Below are 12640 nucleotides of genomic sequence, written 5' to 3'. Positions count from 1 at the left end.
GCCATGACTCTCAAGGAACTCCAAAGCGGCCGGCCCACCCGACTGTCAGTGGTGCAGCCGATACTGGGGGCATGACGACGGCTTCCGGCACCGTGCTGATCGTGGAGGACGAGGAGAGCATCGCGGACGTCCTCGCGATCGCCCTGCGCTACCACCGCTTCGAGGTCATGACCGCGGGCACGGTCCGCGAGGCGCTCACGCTGGTCGAGCGCACCTGCCCCGACGCGGCGCTGCTCGACGTCATGCTCCCGGACGGGGACGGCCGGGCGCTCGGGCGTGAACTGCGCGAGCGGCGCCCCGACCTGGCGCTCGTCTTCCTCACCGCGCGCGACTCCCCCGCCGAGATCGTCGGCGCCCTCGGCTTCGGCGACGACTACATCACCAAGCCGTTCAACATCGACGAGGTCATAGCCCGCGTCACGGCGGTCCTGCGCCGCACCCGCCCGGCCGACGTCCTGCCCCAGCGACCGCCCCTGCGGTACGGCGACCTGGAGCTGGACGAGACGACGTACTCGGTCCGCCGCGCGGACCGCACCGTCGAACTCACCCCGACCGAGTATGCCCTGCTGCGCTTCCTGGTGCGCAACGGCGGCCGGATCGTGCCCAAGGAGCAACTCCTGCGCCACGTCTGGCAGTACGAGCACACACCGCCCGAGTCGACCGTCGTGGAGACCTACATCAGCTATCTGCGGCGCAAGCTGGACACCCTGGGGCCGCCGGTGATCACCACTCGGCGGGGCGTCGGATACGGGCTGGCATGAGGCTCGCCGGGATCCTCGACGTCTGCCGCCGGCGCGGCATCCACTCGCTGCGCGGCAAGCTGACGCTGGCGAACGTGGCGCTGCTGGCCGTCGGCATCGTCGTGGCGACCGCGGTCAGCCTGATGACCGCGCGGTTCTACCTGCTCGACAAGGTCGACACCGAACTCCAAGGGGCGCGGACCGCACTGAGCAACGCCGGGTTCACCCTGCGGCAGATCGAGTCGCTGAGCGAACTGGGCATCGCGCTGGACAGGTTCAACGGCGGCGGAGCCACGGACACCGACCCGCTGCCGAGCCCGAGCATGGTGTACGTCGCGGTCGGTTCCGGCGGAAAGCCCGTGGCCCTGGGCCCCTTGCAGCCGACGCCCCGGCAGCACGCCCTCGCCGCCGCGGCGAAGGACCCGGTCGCGTTCGCCGCCGACGAGGAGCCACGGGACGTACGGGTCGAGGGTGACCGCCACCGGATGGTCGGCGCACGGCTGTCGGACGGCACCGTCGTGCTGATCGCCATGCCGACCGAGGGCCTGCACGAGGGCATGGGCAAGGCACTGAGGATGGATCTCGCCGTGGGCGCCCTGCTGCTGGCGCTGCTCGCCTGCCTGACCATGATCAGCGTGCTGCGCTGGATGCGGCCGCTGGAGAGCATGGTGGAGACCTCGTCGGCCATCGCCGACGGCGATCTGACCCGGCGAATCCCCTCCAGCCGCGACTCGACCCTGGAGGTGGAACAGCTCCGGGTCGCCCTCAACTCCATGCTCCACCAGGTCGAGTCGGCCTACCGCACGCGCGAGCGCAGCGCGGCGCAGCTGCGCCAGTTCGTCGGCGACGCCTCGCACGAACTGCGCACGCCGCTGTCCGCGATACGCGGGTACCTCCAGCTGTACGACAAAGGGATGCTCACCGGCCCGACCGAACGCAGACGTGCCTGGGACCGGATGCACGGCGAGGTCGACCGCATGGGGCGCCTCGTCGACGAGCTGCTCACCCTCGCCCGCCTCGACCAGCGTCCCGAACTGCGCTTCCGTAACGTCGACTTGAGCCGTCTCGTGCGCGAGGCCGCCGAGGACCTGCGGGTGCAGCAGCCGGAGCGGCCCATCACCGTCGATGCCGACGGCACCCTGCTCGTGCACGCCGACGAGTCGGGGCTGCGGCAGGTGCTGGGCAACCTGCTGAGCAACGTCCGCACGCACACGCCGGCCGAGGTGCCGGTGCGGCTGGGGGTGGAGCGGGAGGACGGCGTCGTACGGCTGTGTGTCGCGGACAAGGGGCCGGGGTTGTGCGAGGAGGACGCGGCACGTGTCTTCGACCGGTTCTTCCGGGCCGGCGGGGGCGCGGGCAGCGGGCTGGGGATGGCGATCGTGCAGGGCGTGGTGGAGGCGCACTGCGGGGAGGTGGCGGTGCGGACCGCGCCGGGTGAAGGGCTGGCGGTGACGGTGTCGCTGCCGTCGCGGTGACGGTGCGCGCCTGTACCCCCGCGCCTTTACGGTCGTAAAGCTTGCCGGTCTCATGGGCTGGCGTGGGCGAGGACGAGTGCCCACACCGTCTTCCCGTGCCGCCCGCGGCTCCACACGCCCCACGCCGCGGCCAGGTTCTCCACGAGATGCAGGCCGCGGCCGGTCTCCTCCGACTCCCTCACCGACCTTAAGCGTGGCGCGAGTTGACCCTCGTCCGACACCTCGATCAGACAGGACCCGTCGGCGAGCGCGGTCACGGCCACCTCGAACTCGCGCTCCAGCAGCGGGCCGTGGCGTACGACGTTGGTGGCCAGCTCGGAGACGAGCAGCAGCGCGTCCTCCAGAGCCGGATCCCGCGGCCCGTGCCCCCAGTCGGCCAGATGGTCCCGGACCCGGCGCCGGGCGAGACCTACGGACGCCGGGTGCCGGGGCAGCCGGAAGGCGTTGCGTCTCAGCACGTTTGCTCCTCACCCCGCGCACACCTTCGACACATGGTGCAGCGCCGAGCGGCCCCCTGGCATCACCGGGCGAATGTCAAGGCCGCGAGATCGCGTCAGATCCGGGTGAGACGTCAGAGTTCGGATGGGACGTCAGGACTCGATGGGACGTCAGGGCTCGGATGGGACTCAGATCCAGTTGAGGCTCCAGAGCCGGAAGAGGCCGGTGCCGTCCGACAGATACTGACCACCGCCGACGTCCTCGCTGGTGACCACGTACTCCTTGGCCTGCCACAGCGGGATCACGGGGACGTCGCGGGCGACGGCCTCCTGCAGCGAGCGGAAGTCCTTCGTGGCCTCGCTGCGGTCGGCGTACTGCTGGCTGGCCGTGATCAGCCGGTCGACGGCCTTGTCGCTGTAGCCGGTGTTCATGGTGCTCCCGGTGCCGACGAGCGGGCCGCCGTAGGTGTCCGGATCGGGGAAGTCGGCGACCCAGCCAACGGCATAGGCGTCGAGCTTGCCGCTCGCCCAGCGCTTCTGGAAGTCGGTCCACTCGTAGCCCTTGACCGTCACCTCGAACAGCCCGCTCGCCTCCAGCTGCCGCTTGATCTCCGCGGCCTCCTCCGCGGTCGCGGCGCCACGGCCGGTGGCGTAGCCGTAGGTGAAACGGACGGGCAGGCTGACGCCGGCCTCGTCGAGCAGGGCGCGCGCCTTGGCGGGGCTCAGGTTGGGGTAGCTGTCGAAGAACGAGGTGGTGTGGCCCGTGATGCCCGTCGGGATCAGCGAGAACAACGGGTCGACGGTCCCCTTGTAGACCGTGGCCGCCAGCCGCTCGCGGTCGATCAGCCAGGCCAGGGCCTGCCGGACCCGGACGTCGTTCAGGGGCGAGCCCTTGCGGGTGTTGAAGTACAGATTGCGGATCTCGGAGCTGTCGGCCTCGGAGACGCGCTGGCCCGGGTCGGCCGAGTTCAGACCGGCGAGGACCTCGGGCGGCAGCGTGCGGGTGGCGACGTCGATCCGCTTCGCCTGCCACGCGCTGTCGAGGGCGTCCGCGTCCGAGTAGTAGCGCAGTTCGACGGGGCGGCCGGTTTCCTTGAGGGCCCCCTTGTAGAGGGAGTTGGGCGCGAGGACGGCCTTGCTGTCCTTCGTATACGCGGACAGGGTGTACGGACCGGTGCCGTCGACAGCGTTGTCGGTGCGCAGCGCGTCGGCCGGATACTTCTCGCGGTCCACGATGGCGCCCGCCCCGGTGGCCACCTTGAGCGGGAACGTGGCGTCGGGCGACGACAGTTGGAAGGTGACGATCCGGCCGCCGGCGCTCACCGAGCCTAGGGTGTCCAGCAGGGCGGACGGGCCGACGTCGGACTTGATCCGCTTGACCCGGTCGAAGGAGTACTTGACGTCCTGCGCGGTCATGGCGCGCCCGCTCGGGAAGGTGAGTCCCTCGCGCAGCTCGCAGCGGTACGTGCTCAGGTCGCTGCCGACGAACTCGCAGCTCTGGGCCGCGTCCGGCACGGGTGTGACGCCGCCCGGCTCGAACGTCAGCAGTGACTGGAAGACGTTGTTGAACAGAGCCCACGAGCCTGCGTCATAGGCGCCGGCCGGGTCGAGCGACGTGACGGCGTCCGTCGTGCCGACCGTGATGGTCCTGTTCTCGTCCCGCTGCGACGGCAACAGCTGCCAGCCGCCCACTCCCACGGCCGCCAGCACGAGCAGCGTCGCGAGAATCCGCATGCGAACCGAACGCATGGGTGTGCCCTCTCCCCGGCCCTGGACGGGCCCCGCATGAGCAGTGAATTGCGCCGCCTCCCCTTGGCGGCGCGCACACCTAATCACACGTGTTTCAGCAGGGGGAAGAGGATTCTGGTGACATGGGAAAGAACTTACCTACGGGCGTTTCGGCCGTGTTTCACAGGTGGCCCGTAGTTCATTCACAGGCAGGGTGAGCCGAGTTGGGCGGGCCTTGTGCGGATCGGGCAGCCGTCGTCAGGCCTGACGGGACGCCAGCTCGATCACCGTGATGTCCGACGGGGCGCCCACACGCGTCGGAGGGCCCCAGGCGCCCGCGCCCCGGCTGACGTACAGCTGGGTGTCGCCGTACCGCTCCAGGCCGGCCAGGGTGGGGTTCGCCTGCTCCGCGACGAGATTGCCCGGCCAGAGCTGGCCGCCGTGTGTGTGGCCGGAGAGCTGGAGGTCGACGCCGTGGTCGACGGCGTCGTGGATCTGGATCGGCTGGTGCGCGAGGAGCACGCACGCGCGTGCCGTGTCCCGGTCGCCGAGGGCCTTGGCGAAGTCGGGGCCCTGGCCCTCGCTCTCGCCCGCGACGTCGTTGACGCCGGCCAGGTCGAAGTGGGGCAGTTCGGTGCGGGCGTTCTCCAGGGGGCGCAGGCCCAGGCGGCGTACCTCCTCGACCCACTGCTCGGCGCCGGAGAAGTACTCGTGGTTGCCGGTGACGAAGAACGCGCCATGTCTCGCCCGGAGCCCGGCGAGCGGGGCCGCGGCCGGGCCGAGGTCCTTCACGCTGCCGTCCACCAGGTCGCCGACCACCGCGATCATGTCGGGCTGCGTGCCGTTGATCGTGTCGACGACCTTCTGCGCGAAACCGCGGCCCAGGACCGGGCCCAGGTGGACGTCGCTGACGACGGCGATCCGGTAACCGTGAGCCGCACGCGGGAGCTTGGCCAGCGGGACGGTGACCCGCTTCACCTTGGGGCCGCGCAGTACGCCGTATGAGCCGTAACCGACGGTCCCCACGGCCGCCGCGGCGGCGGCACCGGCGACGACTCTGGAGACGAAGAGGCGGCGGGTGGGGGTGGCCAGGGGGCGGGAGGGGGCGGGGGCTGTGGGGGTGGGGGCGGGGGCCGGGGCGGTCGCGGACGCCGATCCGTTCGCGGACGCCGGCGCCGATCCGTTCGGGGATGTGGGGGACGATCCGTTCGCGGATGTCGGGGACGGGTCGGTCGCGGACACGGGAGACGGGTCGGTCGCAGTCGCCGAGGCCGATCCGTTCGCGGATGCCGGGAGCGGGTGCGTCACGGACGCCGGGGACGGGCTGGTGGTGGGGACCGGAGACGGGTCGGTCGTGAGGGCTGAGGCCCCGCCGGTCCTGGTCGCTGAGGTGATGCCCGCCGAGGGCGCCGCGGTCGAGCCTGTCGTAGGTGCCGTGGCCGAGCCCGCCGTGGGCGAGCCTGTCGTACGTGCCGCGGCCGAGCCCGCCGTGGGCGTCCCAGGCGGGACGGCCGTAGGCGCCGCCTCTGAGGCAGCCGTACGCGTCGGCGTCGGGCCGGACCCGTGGGAGAGGGTCTGGCGGTCGGCTGTCCCCGTTTCGGGGGACGTGGCCGGTGTCACGCCCACCGGTCCCGGGACCGGGTCCGGCTCGCCCGCGCGAGCCCGCCGTTCGAGCCACCGTCGCAGCAGCGGTCGTACGACCTCGCCCGCCAGCACGCCCAGCATCAGGTACATCGACAGGGCCAGCCACAGGAAGCCCGGCCAGGCCAGGACCTGCTGGAGCCAGAAGGGCGCGCCCGAGCGCTCGGCGACGAGGGCCCCGATCGTCAGCGTCCAGCCACCGGCGATGACCAGCACGCCCGCGCGGCGCACGAACCCGGGGCCGCGGGTCGTGTCGCGGAACAGACGGCGCCACAGCCACCAGTTGCCCGCCACCAGGACGGACAGCACCAGCAGTGCGACAAGCGCGAAGACGATGACCACGCCGACGTTCCCTTTCCGTTGCGTGCTGAGTGAACGCCCGGCGCGATGGCCGAGTTCCTATGACGTCCGGCGCAGTGCGCGCACTCCACGCAACCCGATGACCCCGACGGCCGTCCCCAATACGAAGGAGACGACGGCGAGCAGCAGATGCACCCAGAAGTACGCCGTGGGGTGACCGTCGTCGAACGCGAGCCCGCTGCTGTCCTTGATCAGGTTTTTGACGAAAGTGACCCAGATGACCCAGCTCCACACCCCGAAGGCGAGCAGGAACCAGGAGACGGGGCGGCTGAGCTTCATGCGTTCAGTATCGCCGTCGCGTGTCCGGCCCTCCGAGCGGGGTGGGGACAGAAGCGGGACTTCCATGGGAACGGCATGTACGTTCTCGCTCGTGTCCGCACCCAAGAAGACCACCGGGCGAGCCCTGCTGGTCACTTCAGCCGTCGTGTCGTCCCTCGCGCTGACCGCGCCCGTCTCCCACGCGGCCCCCAAGCCGTCCCCGAGTACGAGCCCGTCGGCCACTCCCCCGGCGAACATGTCGACCGTGGGCGGCGAGCGGCTGGGGCAACCCGGCACCCAGGTGAACCTCGCGGGCGGCGTCCCCGTCCTGCCCAAGGACCTGACCGCCCGCTCCTGGGTCGTCGCCGACGCTGAGTCCGGCGATGTGCTCGCCGCGCACAACGCGCACTGGCGGCTGGCGCCGGCGAGCACCATGAAGATGCTGTTCGCCGACACGCTGCTGCCGAAGTTCCCGAAGACCATGGAGCACGAGGTCATCCCGTCCGACCTGGCGGACGTCGGGTCCGGCTCCAGCATGGTCGGGATAAAGGAGGGCGAGACGTACAGCGTCCACGACCTGTGGCTCGGGGTCTTCCTGCGCTCCGGCAACGACGCCGTGCACGTGCTGTCGAAGATGAACGACGGAATCGACAAGACCGTCAAGGAGATGAACGAGCACGCCGAGGAACTGCAGGCCCTCGACACGCACGCGGTGTCCCCCGACGGCTACGACGCTCCGGGCCAGGTCTCGTCGGCGTACGACCTGACGCTGATCGCGCGCTCCGGGCTGCAGAAGAAGGACTTCCGGGAGTACTGCTCGACCGTCAGCGCCAAGTTCCCGGGCGAGACGAAGAAGAACAAGAAGGGCAAGTCCGTCCGCGGGACCTTCGAGATCCAGAACACCAACCGGCTGCTCAGCGGCGACTCCGACATCTCCGTCTACCAGGGCATCGCGGGTGTCAAGAACGGCAACACCACGAACGCCGGCTCCACCTTCACCGGCGTCGCCGAGCGCAACGGCAAGGTGCTGCTCGTCACCGTCATGAACCCGGAGAAGAGCGAGCACAACGAGGTCTACAAGGAGACCGCGAGGCTCTTCGACTGGGGCTTCCAGGCGGCCGGCAAGGTGCAGCCGGTGGGTGAGCTGGTGCCGCCGAAGAGCGCAGCACAGGCCACCGCCCAGCCGGGTGCGAACGACGCCGGGGAGGCCGGCGGCACCGGGGACGCCGAGAAGTCCTCGAAGTCGGCAGTGGGGGCCTCGGCCACGGACGGCTCGAGCGGCGTCGGCATCGCGCTCGGGATCACCGGCGGGGCGCTGGTGCTGCTCGCGGCGGGCGCGTTCCTGATCAACCGCCGGTGGCCGCTGCCCGACCTGGTGCGGCGTCGGGGCCGTTCCTGACTTCGGGGCCGTTCCTGACTTCGGGCTTCCCGAGCTCATTCTTCTCGGGCCCACCCGTCTCGGGCTCGCCGGGGCTCTCGGAATCTTCGGCGAGCTCGACCTCCTTGCTCTGCGTCGCCGTCCAGGCGGCGCAGAACACCACCAGCTTCGAGGTGAAGTTGATCCACAGCAGCAGGGCGACGGGCACGCCGAACGCGCCGTACATGCTCTTCGTGGCCACGCCCTGCATATAGCCGCTGAGCAGCAGCTTCAGCAGTTCGAACCCGATCGCGCCGATCAGTGCGGCCACGATCAGCCGGCGGCGCGGCGGTTCGACGCCGGGCAGCAGGGTCAGCACGTACAGCAGGAGCAGGAAGTTGGCGAGTACGGCGACCAGGAACGCGGCGATCTGCAGCAGGACCCCGCCCCAGCCGCCCTCGTCGATGCCCAGTTGCCGGGTGATCCAGCCGACCAGGGCGGAGGCGACCGTGGAGGCCGCGATCGTCACCAGCACGGCGCCGCCGAGGCCCAGGAGGACGCCCAAGTCCTTGGCCCTGCGCAGGATGGGGTTCTCCTCCTCGTCGGGCAGCTCCCACACAGCGCGCAGGCACTCGCGCGTGGCGGTGACCCAACCGATGCCGGTGAACAGCAGGAGGGCGCCGGCGATGAGGCCGATGGTGCCGGCGTTCTGCGCCAGCGCGTCGATGTTGAGCTGGTCGGAGATGCCGGGCACCTGGTCGGCGATCTTGTCCTCGAGCTTGTTCTGCTGCTCCGTGCTGAGCGTCGCGGCAGCGATCGCCGCGGCCACGGTGAGCAGGGGGAACAGCGCCACGAAGCTGGTGAACGTCATCGCGGCGGCCAGCCGTGTCCACTTCACCCGGTCCATGCGCTCGTACGACCGCCACACGTGCGTGGTCATCAGCCAGGCCGCCGCGGACCCGACGACGGGGAGCTTCTTCAGCCAGTCCATGATCCGACTCTGCCCTCCCTCCGGAAGACCAATGTCCGTGTGCCCCAAAACCGCAGGACCGTAGCCAGCGCCATCCCGATTCCGGCTCCGGACACCGTGTCCGCACGCTGGGAGGTGAGGCCGAGACCGTAGTGGCTCACGGTGAGACACAGCATCTGTACGGCCGCCCCGGCGATGTTCACCACGAGGAAGAGGGCGTACGGGCGCACGCCCGTCGACTGGGTGTGGCGGTAGGTGCCGAGCGCGTTCCCGGCGTACGCGACCGTGCAGGCGGCTACGAAGGAGAGGGCCTTGGCGGTGAGGGGGTCGTGGGCGGCCGGGCCTCGCAGCCAGGTGAAAAGGGCGAGGTCGACGCCGTAGGCGAGCAGCCCGACGGTGGCGAAGCCGAGGAGTTCCCGCCGGTCGCCCCACACACGCGTACCGCCCCGCTCACCGCTGTCCTGCCACGCACGCGTACCCCCCGCCTCGCCCCAGAACTCCCCCACACGCGAGCCATCTCCGTCACGTCCGCCCTCCCACGCAGGCGTGCCGCCCCCCTCACCTCCGCCCTCCCGCGCAGTCGTGCCGCCCTCCTCACTTGCGCCGTGCCCCGCACGCACGCCGGCCATTTCACGCCGGCCCCTCCACACGCGCGTGCCTACCAATTGGCCACCGCCAGCCCGTACATGGCCAGCCACACCACTCCGATGAAAGCGAGCGCGCGGTCGCGCAGGACGACGTCCTCGGGTTCGCCCGCGGTGCCGCGGTCGGCGAAGACGGCATAGCGCAGGACGGCGAGGATGAAGGCGACCACGGACAGCTGGCGCCAGGGCAGCACGCTCGTGTGCGGGACGCCGCCCTCCTCCAAGGCCCACAAGCAGTAGGCGAGGACGGCGACCCCGGCCGCCAGCTGCCAGACGAAGCGCAGGTAGCCGGTGGTGTACTCGGTGAGCAACGCGCGCGTGGCGCCCGCTTTCCCGGCCATCTGCACGGCTTCGGAGTAGCGCTTGGCCGACACCATGAACAGCGCCCCGAACCCGGTCGTGATCAGGAACCAGCGCGACAGCGGGATGCCGAGCGCGAGCCCGCCGACCATCGCCCGCATCAGGAACCCGGTCGTGACGACGGCGAGGTCGACGACCAGGACGTGCTTGAGGCTGACGCAGTACGCCAGTTGCATGCCGATGTACGCCGCGAGCAGGGCCGCGACGGCGGGTGAGGTCAGCCAGGCCGCGGCGGCCGGCGTGAGGGCGGCCAGGGCGCCTCCGACGGTGTAGGCGACCGGCACGGGGACCTGACCGGCGGCGACCGGCCGGTGCCGCTTGGTGGGGTGCGCGCGGTCCGCCTGGGCGTCGCGGGCGTCGTTGATCAGGTAGACGGCGGCGGCACTGGCGGTGAAGAGGACGAAGACGAGCGCCAGTTGGGTCAGGGCATGGGTCGTGAAGAGCCGACCGGCGGCGGCCGGAGCGGCGATGACCAGGATGTTCTTGACCCACTGCTTGGGGCGCGCGGTCTTGAGCAGGCCTTTCAGCAGCGCGCGGGGGCCGCCTGCGCGGGGTGGTGGCACGGCTCGACGCGGGGGCGTGCGCTGCTCGTGGAGCGCGGCCTGTCTGATGCGTGCGGCGCTTGTCAGGTGCGCGGTCTCAGGCATGGGCGCCCCCTGTGCTCATCCAGCGCGTCCCTGCGCGCGCGGTGAGTGCCCCGAGCGCCACGCCTGCCGCGACGTCCGAGGGGTAGTGCACACCGACGACCAGGCGCGACACGCACATCGCGGCGGCGAGCGGCACGATCGTGTACGCGCCGAGCGTGCCGTAGGCGACGGCGGCAGCCGCCGCGGAGGCCGCGTGGGAGCTGGGGAAGGAGTGCCGGCCGAGGGTGCGCACCAGGGGCTCGACATGCGCCGGGCGAGGACGGCGCACCACCCTCTTCACGCCCATGCTGGCGAGGTGCGCACCCGCGGTGAGCGCCGTACCGCGCAACCAGGCGCCACGTCGCCGACCGTCCACGGCCGCCCCCGCGACGCCCGCCGCCAGCCACAGCGCGCCGTGCTCGCCCGCCCGGGACAGGATACGAGCGGCGGCGGCGACCCGTGGGTCGCGGCCGCGGGCATGGAGTGCGGAAAGGATTCGGCGGTCCGCGCCCCGAAGGCTTCGCCGATCGATGTCGTCGAGTTGGTCCATGTGGACTCACTGTTCACGCCCACAGAGCCAGAATTACGGCAATATTGAGCGACATCCCATTAATCACCCATTTCGGGGAGAAACTGGATGTTTCAGAAGTAATCCCTCAGATGCGGGCGCTACGGTCGCCGACATGCCTGCCGACACCGTCTCCGTCACGGGATGGGGCCGCACCGCCCCCACCACAGCCCGTCTGATCCGCCCCAGGACGTACGAGGAGGCGACGGCCGCCGTCCGGGGCTGCGGGGCCCGCGGAGTCATCCCGAGGGGCCTGGGCCGGGCGTACGGGGACGCGGCGCAGAACGCCGGGGGCACGGTGTTCGACATGACCGGCCTGGACCGCATCCACGCGATCGACGCCGACGGCGGCACCGTGGCCTGCGACGCGGGTGTCTCCCTGCACCGGCTGATGGAGGTGCTGCTGCCGCTCGGCTGGTTCGTGCCGGTGACGCCCGGCACCCGCTATGTGACGGTCGGCGGCGCCGTCGGGGCCGACATCCACGGCAAGAACCACCACGTGTCGGGCGCGTTCTCCCGTCACGTCCTGTCGCTGGAACTCCTCACCGCAGACGGCGAGATCCGCACCGTCCGCCGCGGCACACCCCTGTTCGACGCGACCACCGGCGGCATGGGCCTCACCGGAGTGATCCTTACGGCCACGCTCCAACTCCAGCCGGTGCAGACCTCGCTGATGTCGGTCGACACGGAACGCGCGCGGGACCTCGACGACCTCATGGCATGCCTGGCCGCCACCGACGACCACTACCGCTACTCGGTGGCGTGGATCGACCTGCTGGCACGTGGCGCGGCGACGGGGCGCGCGGTGCTCACCCGCGGTGACCACGCGCCCCTGGAGGCCCTGCGCAGAGGCACACGCGCGTGGAGAGACCCGCTCGCCTTCCGCCCCGCCCGGCTGCCGACCGCGCCCGCGTTCCTGCCGGAAGGGCTACTCAACCGCCGTACCGTGGGCTGGTTCAACGAGCTCTGGTACCGCACGGCCCCACACGCGCGTACCGGCGAACTGCAGCGGCTCTCCGCCTTCTTCCACCCGCTGGACGGCGTCCCGCACTGGAACCGGATCTACGGCCGGGGCGGCTTCGTGCAGTACCAGTTCGTCGTCGGACACGGCCAGGAGGAGACACTGCGCCGGATCGTGCGGCGCATCTCCGAGCACCGCTGCCCGTCCTTCCTGGCCGTCCTCAAACGCTTCGGGGAAGCCGACCCCGGCTGGCTCTCCTTCCCCGCCCCCGGCTGGACCCTGGCCCTGGACATCCCGGCCGGCATGCCCGGCCTCGCCACCCTCCTCGACGCGCTGGACGAGGAGGTGGCCGCGGCGGGCGGGCGCGTGTACCTCGCCAAGGACTCCCGGCTGCGACCCGAGGTGCTCGCCGCGATGTACCCCCGCCTGGACGCCTTCCGCGCGCTGCGCGCCGAGGTGGACCCGCGCGAGGTGTTCGTCTCGGACCTGGCCCGGCGCCTGGGCCTGTAGCACCG

At 71.1% G+C, this 12640-nt stretch carries 12 protein-coding genes; 4 read left to right on the top strand and 8 right to left on the bottom strand.

Annotated features, from left to right (window positions below; all coding sequences use genetic code 11):
* Positions 1-71 precede the first annotated feature (71 nt).
* Both ACFY5C_RS39275 and ACFY5C_RS39270 read left to right on the top strand, forming a co-directional pair.
* The gene (locus ACFY5C_RS39275; protein ID WP_389454572.1) at positions 72-761 is read left to right on the top strand and encodes a response regulator transcription factor; all 690 of its coding nucleotides are present in this window, start codon (positions 72-74) and stop codon (positions 759-761) included.
* The gene (locus ACFY5C_RS39270) at positions 758-2215 is read left to right on the top strand and encodes an ATP-binding protein (protein ID WP_389454569.1); all 1458 of its coding nucleotides are present in this window, start codon (positions 758-760) and stop codon (positions 2213-2215) included. The genes ACFY5C_RS39275 and ACFY5C_RS39270 overlap by 4 nt, the downstream gene beginning before the upstream one ends.
* 50 nt (positions 2216-2265) lie before the next feature.
* On the opposite strand, the gene ACFY5C_RS39265 is transcribed toward ACFY5C_RS39270, so the two are convergent.
* From ACFY5C_RS39265 to ACFY5C_RS39250, 4 genes are all read right to left on the bottom strand, one after another.
* The gene (locus ACFY5C_RS39265) at positions 2266-2673 is read right to left on the bottom strand and encodes an ATP-binding protein (protein ID WP_389454566.1); all 408 of its coding nucleotides are present in this window, start codon (positions 2671-2673) and stop codon (positions 2266-2268) included.
* Positions 2674-2841: 168 nt separating this feature from the next.
* Positions 2842-4401, bottom strand: coding sequence for an ABC transporter substrate-binding protein (locus ACFY5C_RS39260; RefSeq protein WP_389454564.1), 1560 nt, complete (start codon positions 4399-4401; stop codon positions 2842-2844).
* A gap of 237 nt (positions 4402-4638) precedes the next feature.
* Positions 4639-6363, bottom strand: coding sequence for a metallophosphoesterase (locus tag ACFY5C_RS39255; protein ID WP_389454561.1), 1725 nt, complete (start codon positions 6361-6363; stop codon positions 4639-4641).
* A gap of 57 nt (positions 6364-6420) precedes the next feature.
* On the bottom strand, positions 6421-6660 hold the full coding sequence (locus tag ACFY5C_RS39250) for an SCO4848 family membrane protein (protein WP_389454557.1): 240 nt from the start codon (positions 6658-6660) through the stop codon (positions 6421-6423).
* A 91-nt stretch (positions 6661-6751) separates the two neighbouring features.
* Here ACFY5C_RS39250 and ACFY5C_RS39245 point away from each other — a divergent pair, with 91 nt between their 5' ends.
* The gene (locus ACFY5C_RS39245) at positions 6752-8038 is read left to right on the top strand and encodes a D-alanyl-D-alanine carboxypeptidase family protein (RefSeq protein ID WP_389454554.1); all 1287 of its coding nucleotides are present in this window, start codon (positions 6752-6754) and stop codon (positions 8036-8038) included.
* On the opposite strand, the gene ACFY5C_RS39240 is transcribed toward ACFY5C_RS39245, so the two are convergent.
* The 4 genes from ACFY5C_RS39240 to ACFY5C_RS39225 form a co-directional block, all read right to left on the bottom strand.
* Positions 7986-8987, bottom strand: coding sequence for a YihY/virulence factor BrkB family protein (locus tag ACFY5C_RS39240; protein ID WP_389454551.1), 1002 nt, complete (start codon positions 8985-8987; stop codon positions 7986-7988). The genes ACFY5C_RS39245 and ACFY5C_RS39240 overlap by 53 nt on opposite strands.
* On the bottom strand, positions 8975-9400 hold the full coding sequence (locus ACFY5C_RS39235) for a GtrA family protein (RefSeq protein WP_389454699.1): 426 nt from the start codon (positions 9398-9400) through the stop codon (positions 8975-8977). Before ACFY5C_RS39235 ends, ACFY5C_RS39240 begins: the two co-directional genes overlap by 13 nt.
* A gap of 224 nt (positions 9401-9624) precedes the next feature.
* Positions 9625-10617: a decaprenyl-phosphate phosphoribosyltransferase gene (locus ACFY5C_RS39230; protein ID WP_389454548.1), complete on the bottom strand. Its 993-nt coding sequence runs from the start codon at positions 10615-10617 to the stop codon at positions 9625-9627.
* On the bottom strand, positions 10610-11146 hold the full coding sequence (locus tag ACFY5C_RS39225; protein ID WP_389454545.1) for a phosphatase PAP2 family protein: 537 nt from the start codon (positions 11144-11146) through the stop codon (positions 10610-10612). Before ACFY5C_RS39225 ends, ACFY5C_RS39230 begins: the two co-directional genes overlap by 8 nt.
* 133 nt (positions 11147-11279) lie before the next feature.
* Between ACFY5C_RS39225 and ACFY5C_RS39220 the strand changes: the two genes are divergently transcribed.
* A complete protein-coding gene (locus ACFY5C_RS39220) occupies positions 11280-12635 on the top strand; it encodes an FAD-binding protein (RefSeq protein ID WP_389454542.1) in 1356 nt (451 codons plus the stop codon).
* Positions 12636-12640 lie beyond the last annotated feature (5 nt).

The organism is Streptomyces sp. NPDC012935 (assembly GCF_042900345.1).
GTDB lineage: Bacteria > Actinomycetota > Actinomycetes > Streptomycetales > Streptomycetaceae > Streptomyces.
The sequence above is the reverse complement of the archived record's forward strand: the minus strand, read 5'-3'. Positions and strand labels throughout refer to the sequence as shown.

Excerpts from the sequence above, each read along its gene's own strand:
- ACFY5C_RS39250 (WP_389454557.1), bottom strand. The coding sequence starts at position 6,660 with ATGAAGCTCAGCCGCCCCGTCTCCTGGTTCCTGCTCGCCTTCGGGGTG.
- ACFY5C_RS39260 (WP_389454564.1), bottom strand. The coding sequence starts at position 4,401 with ATGCGTTCGGTTCGCATGCGGATTCTCGCGACGCTGCTCGTGCTGGCG.
- ACFY5C_RS39275 (WP_389454572.1), top strand. The coding sequence starts at position 72 with ATGACGACGGCTTCCGGCACCGTGCTGATCGTGGAGGACGAGGAGAGC.
- ACFY5C_RS39225 (WP_389454545.1), bottom strand. The coding sequence starts at position 11,146 with ATGGACCAACTCGACGACATCGATCGGCGAAGCCTTCGGGGCGCGGAC.
- ACFY5C_RS39220 (WP_389454542.1), top strand. The coding sequence starts at position 11,280 with ATGCCTGCCGACACCGTCTCCGTCACGGGATGGGGCCGCACCGCCCCC.
- ACFY5C_RS39270 (WP_389454569.1), top strand. The coding sequence starts at position 758 with ATGAGGCTCGCCGGGATCCTCGACGTCTGCCGCCGGCGCGGCATCCAC.
- ACFY5C_RS39230 (WP_389454548.1), bottom strand. The coding sequence starts at position 10,617 with ATGCCTGAGACCGCGCACCTGACAAGCGCCGCACGCATCAGACAGGCC.
- ACFY5C_RS39240 (WP_389454551.1), bottom strand. The coding sequence starts at position 8,987 with ATGGACTGGCTGAAGAAGCTCCCCGTCGTCGGGTCCGCGGCGGCCTGG.